11 protein-coding genes are annotated in these 14020 nt (G+C 42.5%); 8 read left to right on the forward strand and 3 right to left on the reverse strand.

Features of this window, described 5'->3' with window-relative positions; all coding sequences use genetic code 11:
- Positions 1-15 precede the first annotated feature (15 nt).
- A complete protein-coding gene (gene mrcB / locus AC4MC0_RS05150) occupies positions 16-2412 on the reverse strand; it encodes a penicillin-binding protein 1B (RefSeq protein WP_491887317.1) in 2397 nt (798 codons plus the stop codon).
- Positions 2413-2563: 151 nt separating this feature from the next.
- On the opposite strand from mrcB, the gene AC4MC0_RS05155 reads away from it, so the two are divergent.
- The 3 genes from AC4MC0_RS05155 to AC4MC0_RS05165 all read left to right on the forward strand — a co-directional run bounded on the left by AC4MC0_RS05155 (position 2564) and on the right by AC4MC0_RS05165 (position 4306).
- Positions 2564-3502, forward strand: a complete 939-nt coding sequence (locus AC4MC0_RS05155) for an NAD(+) kinase (RefSeq protein WP_004696112.1) — start codon at positions 2564-2566, stop codon at positions 3500-3502.
- Positions 3503-3505: 3 nt separating this feature from the next.
- Positions 3506-3772: a YeaC family protein gene (locus tag AC4MC0_RS05160; protein WP_058869973.1), complete on the forward strand. Its 267-nt coding sequence runs from the start codon at positions 3506-3508 to the stop codon at positions 3770-3772.
- A 93-nt stretch (positions 3773-3865) separates the two neighbouring features.
- Positions 3866-4306 (forward strand): hypothetical protein, encoded by a 441-nt coding sequence (locus tag AC4MC0_RS05165; protein ID WP_114837366.1) that lies wholly within the window; start codon positions 3866-3868, stop codon positions 4304-4306.
- 28 nt (positions 4307-4334) lie between these two features.
- On the opposite strand, the gene AC4MC0_RS05170 is transcribed toward AC4MC0_RS05165, so the two are convergent.
- A complete protein-coding gene (locus tag AC4MC0_RS05170; RefSeq protein WP_491887318.1) occupies positions 4335-5330 on the reverse strand; it encodes a glycosyl transferase family protein in 996 nt (331 codons plus the stop codon).
- Between the two features lie 410 nt (positions 5331-5740).
- On the opposite strand from AC4MC0_RS05170, the gene AC4MC0_RS05175 reads away from it, so the two are divergent.
- Both AC4MC0_RS05175 and AC4MC0_RS05180 read left to right on the forward strand, forming a co-directional pair.
- On the forward strand, positions 5741-7084 hold the full coding sequence (locus AC4MC0_RS05175) for a dicarboxylate/amino acid:cation symporter (protein ID WP_183174841.1): 1344 nt from the start codon (positions 5741-5743) through the stop codon (positions 7082-7084).
- A 142-nt stretch (positions 7085-7226) separates the two neighbouring features.
- Positions 7227-8369: an acyl-CoA dehydrogenase family protein gene (locus AC4MC0_RS05180; RefSeq protein ID WP_004696119.1), complete on the forward strand. Its 1143-nt coding sequence runs from the start codon at positions 7227-7229 to the stop codon at positions 8367-8369.
- 51 nt (positions 8370-8420) lie between these two features.
- Here the strand turns inward: AC4MC0_RS05180 and AC4MC0_RS05185 are convergent, their stop codons facing one another.
- On the reverse strand, positions 8421-8939 hold the full coding sequence (locus tag AC4MC0_RS05185; RefSeq protein ID WP_114837591.1) for a DJ-1/PfpI family protein: 519 nt from the start codon (positions 8937-8939) through the stop codon (positions 8421-8423).
- A gap of 454 nt (positions 8940-9393) precedes the next feature.
- On the opposite strand from AC4MC0_RS05185, the gene pheA reads away from it, so the two are divergent.
- From pheA to AC4MC0_RS05200, 3 genes are all read left to right on the forward strand, one after another.
- Positions 9394-10503, forward strand: a complete 1110-nt coding sequence (pheA, locus tag AC4MC0_RS05190) for a prephenate dehydratase (protein WP_335997913.1) — start codon at positions 9394-9396, stop codon at positions 10501-10503.
- A gap of 67 nt (positions 10504-10570) precedes the next feature.
- A complete protein-coding gene (hisC, locus tag AC4MC0_RS05195; RefSeq protein WP_491887319.1) occupies positions 10571-11662 on the forward strand; it encodes a histidinol-phosphate transaminase in 1092 nt (363 codons plus the stop codon).
- Positions 11663-11665: 3 nt separating this feature from the next.
- A complete protein-coding gene (locus AC4MC0_RS05200) occupies positions 11666-13915 on the forward strand; it encodes a bifunctional prephenate dehydrogenase/3-phosphoshikimate 1-carboxyvinyltransferase (RefSeq protein WP_491887320.1) in 2250 nt (749 codons plus the stop codon).
- Positions 13916-14020: the final 105 nt, after the last annotated feature.

The following is a 14020-nucleotide window of genomic DNA, read 5'->3' on the forward strand; positions in this document are numbered from 1 at the left end:
TTAAATCCGTCCTATTTATTCAGGTTGATAGCTACCACTCGAAATGACTTGCGTCTCATCTTCTAAGTTACGCTGCATGTTCGATTCACTTTCACGAATATAGTTGTCTATGCTGTCGCCTTGTTCAGGTGTAGCTTGGTAACCATCTGTTTCAGGACTGTAAGTGGGTTCAACTTGATAATGTGGTAAGCCACATGCAGTTGCTTTACGTGGTACGGTGTTTCGCAAGAGGGGAATATACATTGCGCCCTCACAACCTTGAGCAGCAAGATAACCCGTGCCACGATCAATCCAATGCCATTGCACATCATCCGGTTGGCGTAAGTTGACTGGTTTTTGACGCAGCTGGCTCATTACATTGGTCCACACTGGCAACGCGCCTGAAGAACCTGTTAAGCCAGTTTGTTTGTTGTCATCTAAACCTAGCCAAACCACAGAAACATAATTGCCCGAGTAACCGGCAAACCATGAGTCACGGGTGTCATTGGTGGTCCCAGATTTGCCTGCAAGCTGAAGTGAGTTCGGTAAAGTGTTATAAGCTGAACGACCTGTCCCTGAGGTCATCACTTGTTGTAGACCATAGTTCAGGACATAAGCCGAAGCAGGGTCAATGGTTTGTTGGACATTTAAGCCATAACGGGTTAGTAAGCGACCATTTTGATCGACAACAGTACGAATGGATTTAGTCGGATACTTAAAACCGCCTGTGGCAAAGTTGCCATAAATGCTGAGCATTTCCATCGGAGACATGTCTACCGCACCCAAGAAAATGGATGGATAGGTTGGGATGTTACTGGTCACACCAAAACGTTTTAAGTGGTTACTAAACGTCGATAAACCAAACTCTTGACCAAGGCGAACTGCTGACAAGTTATATGAATTAGACAGTGCCTGTACCATTGGTACAACGCCGTGTTCGCCACCACTATAGTTCTTAGGTGTCCATGCTTTACCATTGGCTTGAATACTAATGCTACTGTCTTCAATTGGGCTGGCCCAGTTGTAACGTCCCGACTGAATCGCACTGAGGTAAATCACAGGTTTAAGTAATGAACCAACTTGACGTTTGGCATCGAGTGCACGGTTAAAACCAGTAAAGTCTTGGGTTGAACCAACAGCTGCGACCAATTCACCATTTTCAGGATGTGCAACCAATACTGCACCTTGCAGCTCTTTTAGACGGCTTGAGCCACGGCTTAAGCGACTAACAGTCGATTTAAACGCATCTTGAATTTTGGTTTGGGCAATCGGATCGAGCGTTGTAAAGATGCGTAGACCTTGGTTGGTCAAATCACCTTCTTGGTATTCGGTACGTAACTGACGGCGTACAATGTCTAAGAAATCTGGGAAACGTGAAGGGCCGAGAGTCGGTTTGGCTATCACATTTAAAGGGCGAGCTGTTTCAGTTTCGTATTGTTCTTGGGTTAGATAGCCCATGACCAACATGTTGTTTAAAACAATATTACGACGCTTTTTTGCAGCTTCTAGGTTACGCCAAGGGTTATATAAGGTTGGACCTTGTACCAAACCCACCAAATAAGCTTGTTGCGCAATATTTAGCTCACGCAAAGGCATGCCGAAGTAAAACTGCGAAGCCAAACCATAGCCATTAATAGAATAGTTGCCGTTTTGCCCGAGGTTCACTTCATTGAGATAGGCTTCTAAGATTTCATCTTTGTCATAGTGAAACTCGACCAATAAAGCCATAAATGCTTCATTTACTTTACGCTTAATAGTTTTTTCAGGGGTGAGGTAGAAGTTTTTCACCAACTGTTGGGTCAGTGTTGAACCACCTTGACGTTTTCCACCCGTGACATTACTCACAATCGCACGTGCCGTACCACGAATTGAAACGCCGTGGTGACTATAGAAATTACGATCTTCTGTTGCAATTAAAGCCTCAATTAAAGGCTTAGGGACTTTGTCGAGTTTAATCAGGACACGGTCTTCATTATGCTGCGGATAAATCCCGCCAATCAGCATCGGCTCTAAACGTGCAATCCCTGTAGATGAGGGTTTAGTTGCACTGACTTCAGCCACTTGCTCATTGGCAAAGGTGACTTTAAGCACTTGTTCAGGCTCGACACTATCACCGAAGTCAAAGCCACGAGTGTGTACATATAGCTCATTGCCAGAACTGACAAAGTTCCCTGATTTGGTATAGTTTTCCGAGGACTTATAGCCCAAAAGTTTTAACTCTTGAGTGAAGTCAGCCTGACTGACAGGGGCATTGGTATACACTTCGAGCGGGCGTGCGAATACCTTCGCAGGAATATCCCAGCGCTTGCCTTCAAACTTGTCACGTACAACGGAGTCGAGTCTTATTAAATAAATACTAAACACCAAGAATGCTGCAATGACTAAGATGCAAAAGATCAGTGCAATTAAACCTATGCCACGTTCTGACTTCATAAATACGAATAAGATCCTGAGAAATTGTGCTAATCATGCGAAGCTTTTCGCTAATTTGCAATAATTAAACTGTGAACAAACTGAAATATAGACAATTCCGCGTGTAGCAGCAGTCACTTTAGTTTTTGAATCAATTTAAATAAATAATGTTATGATAGGCGGGAATCGTAGCGGAGCGATGTTGCAGGTGCAAATTTCACATAAAACATTTCGAAACATAGGCTTAATTGGACGTCCAGATAAGTCTTCAGTTGTCGAAACCTTATGTCTTATTCATGATCATCTACTCAGCTTAGGGTTACATCCCGTTTTTGATGCGCAAACCGCTGAACTGGTTCCTTATAAAAACACGCAAACGGTGAGTCGTGCGCTTCTGGGTGAAGTGGTCGATTTGGTGATTGTGGTGGGCGGAGATGGCTCACTTCTGCATGCTGCACGTGCCTTGGTTAAATTTAATACCCCTGTAATGGGTGTAAACCGAGGGCGTTTGGGTTTTTTAACCGACATCAAGCCGACTGAAGTGATTTTTAAGCTCGATCAAGTCTTAAAAGGTGAGTTTCAGTTAGATCGTCGTTTCTTATTGGAAATGGAAATTCGCTCAAAGGGCGAGACGATTTATGATGCTATTGCGCTAAACGATGTGGTATTACACTCGGGCAAGTCGGTGCATATGATTGACTTCGAACTCAATATCGATGGTCAATATGTCTACCGTCAACACAGTGATGGTTTGATTGTATCGACGCCTACGGGTTCAACCGCTTATTCGTTGTCAGGTGGTGGCCCAATCGTGCATCCGGGGATGGATGCGATTGCTTTGGTACCGATGCATCCACATACTTTGTCTTCACGCCCGATTGTGGTGGGTGGTCATAGTGAAATTAAGCTTCTGATTCGTGAAAACCGTGTCTTGCCGATGGTCAGTGCCGATGGTCAACACAGTGTTTCACTCAATGTGGGTGATAGCTTACATATTCGTAAGCACCCCTTTAAACTGAATTTATTACATCCACCGGGTTATGATTTTTATATGTCATGCCGTACTAAACTCGGTTGGAACCAAGATTTTGACTCTTTTCAACAGGATTAAATCATGAATATTGAACAGATGCTTTCTATTTTAGATGCCGATATTGTTGAGCGTTTAAAAACAGCTGTAGAAATTGGTAAATGGCCGAATGGCGTTGCGTTGACTGCTGAACAACGTCAAACTTGTATGCAAGCCGTTATTGCTTGGGAGCATCAGAATACTCCTGAAAAAGAACGTACGGGTTATATTGATAAAGGGCATAAAGAAGAAGGTGAGGAGTGTGATTCTCATGTGCCTGAACCAGAATTTAAACCTATTCGCTTTATTTAATTGATTAAAAATACGTTGAATCGCTCAGCAACAGATGCTTGGTGATTCAACAACTCAATCTAACAAGAATACCTTCAAACTGTTTCAATCATTATGCTTATAAAAATAATAAAGCTCACTCGACTCAGTTTATTCTTCATTACTGTAATTTCGACCAATGTATTTGCTGAGCGAACAAGTGATGCAAGAAAAATTGAATGTTTATTAGATGTTTCTGTGTTACCGAGTCAAAATTTTCAAAATCCCGTCACACAATACACATCAATGAAAAATGATGGTTATCCGATGTTATTGATTGGAATAAAGATCCATAACGCCCATGCAGGTGAAGCATCGAAAAAGATAAAAAGCCATCAGCTCTATTGTTCAAACCTCATTGGACAACAAAAAGATGTTTATTTATCTGGCCCTTATGAATCTCAAAAAATTGAGATCCATATTGGTGATCAGTTGATACTCAGAAATATTCATTCTTCAGGAAAGCATTATCCTTACTGGGCCGACTTTTACTGGGTCGAAAAGCGTAACGAATAACGTTCACGCTTTTGCTTGTCCCTTATGCTTAGAAACGAGTGTGCCAAAGCTGGTTGGCCTGTTGCATGGCATCGCTATATGTATCGCACACTCCCATGGTATAGAGCGCAATGCCAATGGTTTCAGTCACTGCCATTTCACCATATTCATGCTGTTTTTCACCCAGCCAAACTGCTTTAAACTCAGCCAAATCTAACTCTTCTTCAATTGGGCTTCGGTTGTCGGTGAGTTTAGGTAGCTCATGTTCGTAGAGTTCACCATTTTTGATGCCGCAGATCAGTGTTTTGGCATCTGGGTTACGTTCAAATTCGCCGCCTTCACCTTTAATGACCGCGCTATTTTTATAGCCCAGTTTAAATGCTGCTTGCTGATGCGAACCACGATAGGCAGGGTGGAAAATAGCTTGCAAGGTTGCTTTGGCATTAAATGGATTGATCAAGCGTGCAAGAGTATGAATGGGTGAACGAAGACCCATAACATTTCGTAGGGAAATTAAGTCACTTAAAATCGGGGAGATGGCGTGCAGCGGTAAATATGCAAAATTACGCGTCGCTAATTCCTGTTCCACATCTGCTTGAGTTTGGCAAATATTAAAATCGAGATACTCTAATACCTGCTCAGTATAAATACGGTTAATGGTATGACCTGATGCTCCGTGCATCACGACCTTATAACCTGCTTTAGCAAAAGTCAGTGCCGCTAAGAGAAACCATGGATAGTGTTTACGCTTGCCTGCATAAGAAGACCAGTCTAAATCGACCTCTAAAGCCGTGAACGGCAGTTGATCTCGTGTGGCTTGAACAAAGCCTACCAGTTCATCTACAGACTCTTCCTTAACTCGTAGTAGCATCAGAAATGCACCGAGCTGTACATCTAACACTTGATTTTTCAAGATCATATCAAAGGCTTGGTAAGCTTCTTCATAACTGAGTGAGCGCGCACCATTTTTCCCTTTGCCAATAATGCGAACAAACTGGGCAAAAGGGTGCTCAGCATCTTTATAAATATTTCTTTTGTTGTTCATGGAAAAACCAAAGTAAGTGAAGGCTGTGTTGTGCTATTTTAGTGGAACAATCAAAAAAAACAGCACTTTTAATTTTAAATAAATTTTTCACCATTAGACTAAAGTATGAGTCATATTGTTTAGATTTTATACATTATGATTGAAATCAGTTTACTTTGATTAAAGAATGTTAGGTAAAATTTACCCAATAATTGTGACTCGTTAGTTTTTAGTCTCTCCCATTGCAGTAAATATGAATGAACTGTGATTTTTGTCACATTGCTGTTGTTTGTACACCATGAGTTTTTTACCCGGTGTTTGGATGCGGTCCAAACTGTGGGCTTTTTTGTGTTTATCAGAAAGCCCACTACCTATGAGGAAGTATAGGTATGCCGATTTTTTCAGTCTTTTGATTTACAGAAGTATTCGTTATGACTAAGAAACCAATCTATAAGTCACTATATTTTCAAGTTATTGTCGCGATTATTGCGGGTATCTTAGTAGGACATTTTTTCCCTAGTGGTACGCAAGTTATCAATGGCGTTGAAAAATATGTACCCGGCTGGGGTGAGCTTTTTTATCCTCTAGGTCAAGGCTTTATTAAGCTGATCAAGATGATTATTGCACCAGTAATTTTCTGTACCGTCGTGAGTGGTATCGCGGGTATGGAAAGTATGAAGTCTGTGGGTAAAACAGGCGGTGTTGCGCTACTTTACTTTGAAATTGTATCGACGATTGCACTGTTGATCGGTTTGCTGGTCATTAACATCTGGAAGCCAGGTGTGGGCATGAACGTTGACCCTTCAACACTAGATACTTCAGGTATCTCAAAGTTTGTTGAATCGGGTCAGCAGCAAACAACTGTCGACTTCTTCATGCATATTATTCCAAACACCGTGGTTGGCGCATTTGCTGAAGGTGAAATCCTGCAAGTGCTACTCTTTGCCTTGATGTTTGGTTTTGCATTACATAAGTTGGGTGATGCAGGTAAACCTGTACTGAAGTTCATCGATCAAATTTCGCATGTGTTCTTTAACATTGTAAATATGATCATGAAACTTGCTCCAATTGGTGCTTTTGGTGCAATGGCATATACCATCGGTAAATATGGTATTGGTAGCTTGGCACAGCTTGCTCAGTTGATTATCTGTTTCTACATTACCTGTTTACTTTTCATTTTCTTGGTTTTAGGCACAATTTCACGTCTTTGTGGCTTCAGTATTTTGAAAATGATTCGTATGATTCGCGAAGAGTTGTTGATCGTACTGGGTACGTCATCTTCAGAGTCTGTTTTACCGCGTATGCTGAAAAAGCTTGAAATTGCAGGTTGTGAAAAGTCAGTGGTTGGTTTGGTTATTCCAACGGGTTATTCATTTAACTTAGACGGTACCTCAATCTATTTAACGATGGCGGCAATTTTCATTGCACAAGCGACCAATACTCAGCTCGATCTTATGCACCAAGTGACTTTATTGGGCGTGCTATTGATTTCATCGAAAGGTGCTGCGGGTGTAACGGGTTCTGGTTTTATTGTGATGGCAGCGACTTTGTCAGCCGTTGGTCATATTCCAGTGGCGGGCCTTGCGCTCATCTTAGGTATTGACCGTTTCATGTCTGAAGCACGTGCTTTAACCAACTTGGTGGGTAACTCATTGGCAACGATTGTTGTTGCGAAATGGGTCGGTCAGTTAGACCAAGAAAAATTAAACTTCGCACTTGCAAATCCAGAAGAAGTAGACCGCTTGATGGCTGTTGAAGAAAATGCTCACGCATAATTTCAGTTCATCTTAAAAAGGAAGCCCAAGGGCTTCCTTTTTTATTGGAATATAAAATGGCCTGATGCGTTCATGACAGTTGCATTAAAAATGGCTAGCATGTGAGCTGAATAATAAAATAACGTCACTACAAGGAAGAAACATGTTGAATTACGATGCAGACCTAGAACTATTTCGCGATAACTTTCGCCGTTTTATGAATGAACACATTGCGCCACACTATGAACAGTGGGAACGAGAAGGCTTAATGCCGCGCTCAGTCTGGAATGTCTTGGGTGAAAATGGTTTCTTATGTGTCGATGTACCTGAGGAATATGGCGGTTATGGTGTTCCAACGCATTATTCACTGATGTTGGTGGAAGAGTCGGCACGTGCAGGTTTTAGTGCTTTATCGACAGGTATTTCTTGTCACTCTGAAATTGCAGCGCCTTATATTTTGCATATCGGAACTGAAGCACAGAAGCAGTACTGGTTACCGAAAATGGTGTCAGGTGAAGTGGTCGGTGCGATTGGAATGACGGAACCGGGTGCGGGTTCAGACTTACAAGCCATGCGAAGTAATGCCATTTTGCAAGGGGAGCATTATATTTTAAATGGTTCTAAAACCTTTATTTCCAATGGGCAGCATGCCGACCTTGTGGTGTTGGCAGTAAAAACTGATCCGCAAGCCCGCGCAAAGGGTGTTTCACTGATGTTGGTCGATACCCATTTGGATGGGTTTAAAAAAGGCACCAACCTCGACAAAATTGGGCTACATTCACAAGACACTTCTGAGTTGTTTTATGACAATGTCAAAGTCCCGAAAGATCAATTGTTGGGACAAGCAGGCCAAGGTTTTGCTTATTTGATGCAAGAGCTACCACGAGAGCGTACAGCAATTGCAGCAACAGCTATAGGTGCAATTCGCGGTTCGATTGATGTCACCATCCAATACGTCAAAGAGCGCCAAGCTTTTGGTCAACATATTTCGCAGTTCCAAAATACACGTTTTGTTTTGGCTCAAGCCAAGATTGATGAACAAGCCACAGCAGCTTTTTACAATCAAAACGTTGAGCTTTATATGCAAGGCAAGCTGGATGTCGAAACCGCAGCAGCATTAAAAAGTTTTTCAACAGACATGCAAATGAAGGTGGCAGATAATTTATTGCAGCTCTTTGGTGGCTATGGCTATATGAGTGAATATCCAATTTCACGTTTCTTTGTCGATGCGCGTATTCAACGCATTTACGGCGGGACTAATGAAATTATGAAAGAAATTGTCGCGCGTAGTCTACTTGGGCGTTAAGCCTAGGTGCTGATATAAACATGCGTAAAAGAGCCTCAAGTAGGCTCTTTTTTATCGGTTCAGTACCAATAAACTTTCTTGAATAAAGGCGGGGAGGTCATATTGGGTTTGTGATGAAATGTATAAGTTATTGTCATTCACAACACCTGTGTCATACAGCACGGCACCTGCATCTTTTAAGTCTTGATGAAGGTGATGGATACACGTCATGCGCCTACCTTTCACAACTCCAGCATGCATTAAAATTTGCGGAACGTCTGCACTGCATAAAATAGGTTTTTGCATGTTTGCAAAGTGCCTGACAAATAAGACATAGCGTTCATCTTGGCACAGGTTGTCTGGCGAAAAGCCGCCAGGAATGAGTAAGGCATCGAAGTCATGCACAGAGGCATCATCGATACTTTGGTCAATGGTGACAAAAGCTTTACGCTTTTTGCCATAAATGATTTTTCCAGCCTGACTTTCGAGGTTAATAATACTATGCCGAGCTGCTCGAAATGCTTCTACGGGTTCAGCATATTCGGCATCCTCAAAGTCATAGGTGACCAAGACTGCAATTTTTTTGTGCATGACAGAACCTACAGTTCATTATTGTTTTGTTTTATTGAGACTATAGAGCATTCGCTACTGCTGCATACTCTCTTTGTTATGAATACGTCAACTTAAGTAAAGCATATTTTAAAAGATATTCTAACGCACTGAAATACGGATGAATGGTGATTTTTGTGAAGTGTAGCAAAATTTTTCAAAAGCAAGACAGGGCTTTAAAAGGGAAGAGCTAAGACTCGAAAAACATCGTCGTGGTATTTTGCTTGAGCGATGTTTATGCATAACAGTAAGAAGAAAATAGGCAGGGCTCAGTGGTTTTATTGATGTCTATTATTGGGGCAGTTTATTGATAAACTTGATGATTAAATCAACTGTATGTTTTTAGCACTGAAACATACAAAGTCTTATTGCGCAAGATTTCAAAGCTAACTATTGTTATACTGTTTGCACAATGTTTATGAAGGGCGACATAACAATGATCCAAGACGATCAAAACACAACGACTTCTCTTGACCTCAACCAAATCCGTCAGGATATCGACTCTGTTGATCAACAGATTCAACAACTTATTAACCGTCGAGCGAAACTGGCGGAAGCTGTTGCAAAAGCAAAATTTGCTTCTGAAGAGAATCCAATGTTTTACCGTCCAGAACGTGAAGCGCAAGTTTTACGGAATGTTATGGAGCGTAATAAAGGCCCTTTGTCTGATGTGACCATGGCGCGTTTGTTCCGTGAAATCATGTCTGCATGTTTGGCACTAGAAGCACCGCAAAGTATTGCATTTTTAGGCCCTGTCGGTACGTATACACACTCTGCGGTGTTGAAGCACTTTGGACATGATGCTGTGGTTCGTCCTTTACCGACTATTGATGAAGTGTTCCGTGAAGTGGAAGCAGGCAGCGCCCACTATGGTTTGGTGCCAGTAGAAAACTCATCAGAAGGTGTGGTCAACCATACTTTAGATTGCTTTAAAGCCTCACACTTAAATGTGATTGGTGAGGTTGAATTGCGTATTCATCACCAGTTTCTTGTGTCTGAAAACACGCGTAAAGACAGCATTAAACAAATTTATGCACATCAGCAAACTTTGGCGCAGTGCCGTGCATGGTTGGACGCGCACTATCCTGGTGTGGAACGTGTAGCTTTAAGTTCGAATGCTGAAGCGGCACGTCGTATTCGTACTGAATGGCATTCTGCTGCTATAGCATCTGATGTTGCAGCAAGTATTTATGATTTAGAAATTTTACACAGTAATATTGAAGATAATCCTGAGAACACCACGCGTTTCTTGGTGATTGGTCGTGAAAGAATCCCGCAAAGCGGTAATGATAAAACCTCATTGCTGATTTCTGCACATGATCGTGCAGGTGCATTATTGGAAATCCTTGCACCATTTGCAAAGCACAACATTAGTTTGACCAGCATCGAAACGCGTCCAGCATTGCCTGAAAAATGGGCTTATGTTTTCTTCATTGACCTAGAAGGTCATGTGGAACAAGACAATGTTAAAGCGGCGATTGAAGAGATTCGTCCACTCGTGAAAGAAGTTCGAGTATTGGGTTCATACCCGATTGCAGTACTGTAATCTCTAAGGTGGTTGGGTTTACTCCAAACTCAACCATGTACACCACTTGTAAGAATGGAAAGGTCACATGTCGTTTGCTCCAGCCAATGAAGGTATTGCGAAGTTAAAACCATATCAACCAGGTAAGCCAATCAGCGAATTAGAGCGTGAATTGGGCATGACCGATATTGTTAAACTTGCCTCAAATGAAAACCCTTTGGGTTGTTCGGACAAAGTAAAAGAAGCAGTTGCTGCTGAATTGGCGGAAATTGGACGATATCCAGACGGTGGTGGTTTTATTTTAAAGGATCAAATTCATGCGCAGTTTGGTGTAGCACATGATTGTATTACTTTAGGCAATAGTTCAAACGATCTGCTAGAAATTTTTGCCCGTGCTTTTGTTTCAGAAAAAGACTCAGTGGTGTATAGCCAACACGCATTTGCAGTCTATGCATTGGTCACGCAAGCCATTAATGCCGAAGCGATTGAAGTACCTGCTCAAGGTTTTTCGCATGACCTTGAGGCGATGGCGGCGGCAATTAAAGACAATACCAAATTGGTATTTATTGCGAATCCCAATAATCCGACAGGAACTTGGTTTGAAGAGGCTGAATTTGAGCGCTTCATGCAAAAAGTACCAAGTCATGTGATCGTGGTTTTGGATGAAGCTTATGTGGAATATTTCCCAGAAAACTTTAACAGCTTAAAGTTTTTAGTACAGTATCCGAACCTGATTGTTAGCCGTACCATGTCGAAGTGCTTTGGTTTAGCGGCATTACGTGTTGGCTTTGCTTTAGCATCGGCAGAAGTGACAGATTTCTTAAATCGTATACGTCAGCCGTTTAACGTCAACCATTTAGCCATGGTGGCAGCAGTTGCTGCACTGAAAGATGAAGATTTCATTGAGAAATCACGTGTGGTCAATAAAGCTGGCATGGTGCAACTTGAAGCAGGTTTTAAAGCGCTAGGTCTAAACTATGAGCCTTCTCGTGCTAACTTTATTCTGGTCGATATACAAGCCGATCCTGCACAAACTTTTAATGCTTTATTGAAAGAAGGGGTGATTGTTCGTCCAGTGGGCATCGCCAATCATTTACGAGTATCGATTGGAACTGAAGCTGAAAATACGAAATTTTTAACGGCTTTGGCCAACGTACTAGGTTTAGAGGCGAACGCTTAAATTATGTCTGCGCCACTGTTTGAAAAAGTTGCATTTATTGGTCTTGGGCTGATTGGTTCGAGTCTCGCACGGGTGATGATTGCTGAGGGTTTAACCCAAAATATTGTAGCCTCTACACGTTCGGAAAAAACCTTACAGGATGCCAAAGCTTTGGGCTTAATCCAACAGGGGTATAGTGATCCTGTGCAGGCGGTTCAAGGTGCGGACTTGGTGGTTTTAGCCTTACCTGTTCGTGCAACGCAAAAAGTCTTGGAAACCATCAAACCATATTTGCAAGAACATACGATTATTACCGATGTGGGCAGTACCAAAGGCAATGTGGTCGACGCGGCCAAAGCCGTGTATGGCGAAGCATTACCTGCTGGCTTTGTACCAGGGCATCCCATTGCGGGTGCAGAACACACGGGTGTGCATGCAGGTAAGGTCGATTTATTTGCAAATCATAAAGTGATTTTGACACCGTTACCGACCAGTGCTGATTGGGCTGTAGAGAAACTGATTCAACTGTGGCAAGCTGCGAAAGCAGAAGTGATTTGTATGGATGTGGCCAAGCATGATGAAGTCTTGGCGCATACCAGTCATCTTCCGCATTTGATGGCTTTTAACTTAGTTGAACAACTGGCAAACCGTGAAGATAATTTAGACATTTTTCGCTATGCTGCAGGGGGATTCCGCGATTTTTCTCGAATTGCGGCAAGTGACCCACAAATGTGGCATGACATCTTTTTTGCCAATAAAAAAGCCATTTTAAATGCCGTAGATGGTTTTGAAAACCAACTGGCAACGATTCGTAAACTCATTGAAGATGAAGATTCACATGCTTTAATGGGCTTGCTCGGACATGCGCAAGCAGCACGCCAGCATTTTAACCATATGCTCGCTCAAAAACCTTTCATGGAGAACAATAAAGTGACGACACAGCAATTCACCATATTACCGGGTAAAAAGAGTTTCCAAGGTAAGTTTAGCGTGCCAGGCGATAAATCTGTGTCACACCGTTCAATCATGTTTGGTGCAATTGCGAAAGGAACGACACATGTGACAGGTTTCTTGGAAGGTGAAGATGCGTTAGCAACCTTACAAGCCTTCCGTGATATGGGAGTCAGCATTGAAGGTCCTAAAAATGGTGAAGTGACGATTCATGGTGTGGGCGTAAATGGCCTAAAAGCGCCAGCAAGTGCGCTTTACATGGGTAACTCAGGTACTTCGATGCGTCTGCTTTCAGGCATGCTTTCTGCGCAAAAATTTGACTCTGTAATGACGGGTGATGCATCACTGTCGAAGCGTCCAATGGAACGTATTGCTAAACCGTTACGCGAAATGGGCGCACAGATTCAAACAACAGGTGAGCGTGGTACACCTCCTGTTTCGATCACTGGAAACCAAGCTTTGCAAGGCATTCACTATGATTTGCCAATGGCATCTGCGCAGGTGAAATCTGGGATTTTATTGGCAGGTTTGTGGGCAGCAGGTGAAACATCGGTCACAGAACCTGAACCTACACGTGACCATACTGAACGTATGCTACGTGCATTTGGTTATGACGTGAAAACAGAAGGCAATCGTATTTCACTGCAAGGTGGCGGTAAGTTAGTTGGTACAGAGATTCAAGTGCCATCAGATATTTCGTCGGCTGCTTTCTTTATGGTGGGTGCTGCGATTACCGAAGGTTCAGACGTTACTTTAGAAGCCGTGGGCATTAACCCAACACGTACAGGTGTGATCGAGATTTTGAAGCAAATGGGTGCAGATATTACGGTTGAAAATGAACGTATTGCAGGCGGTGAGCCGATTGCAGACATTCGTATTCAAGGCACACGTACACTCAAAGGTATTCATATGCCTGAAGATCAAGTGCCATTGGCGATTGATGAATTCCCTGTATTGTTTATTGCTGCGGCCTGTGCTGAAGGACAAACCGTATTAACGGGTGCTGCTGAGCTGCGTGTGAAAGAATCAGACCGTATTCAAGTGATGGCGGATGGTTTAAAAACCATGGGTATCGATTGTACGCCGACTGACGATGGCATCATCATCGAAGGTAAAGGTCATTCGGGCGAGTGGGGCGCGATTTTCACCGGTGGAGAAATTGAATCACATCACGATCACCGTATTGCAATGAGTTTCTCAATGGCAGGTTTACGCACCTCTGGTGAAATTAAAATCATTGGTACTGAAACGGTTGCCACCAGTTTCCCGACCTTTACGCAATTAAGCAATCAAGCTGGTTTAGCGATCCAAGTCACTGAATAAGACTAAAGCTTAGATATTTTGTGTGAGAACAGCCAAGCTTTTGCTTGGCTGTTTTGTGTTAAGCCATTATGCTAAACCCATATAACAAAAAAGCCTTTGGGATGA

It is taken from the genome of Acinetobacter sp. CAU_H_S139_7, from assembly GCF_058599305.1.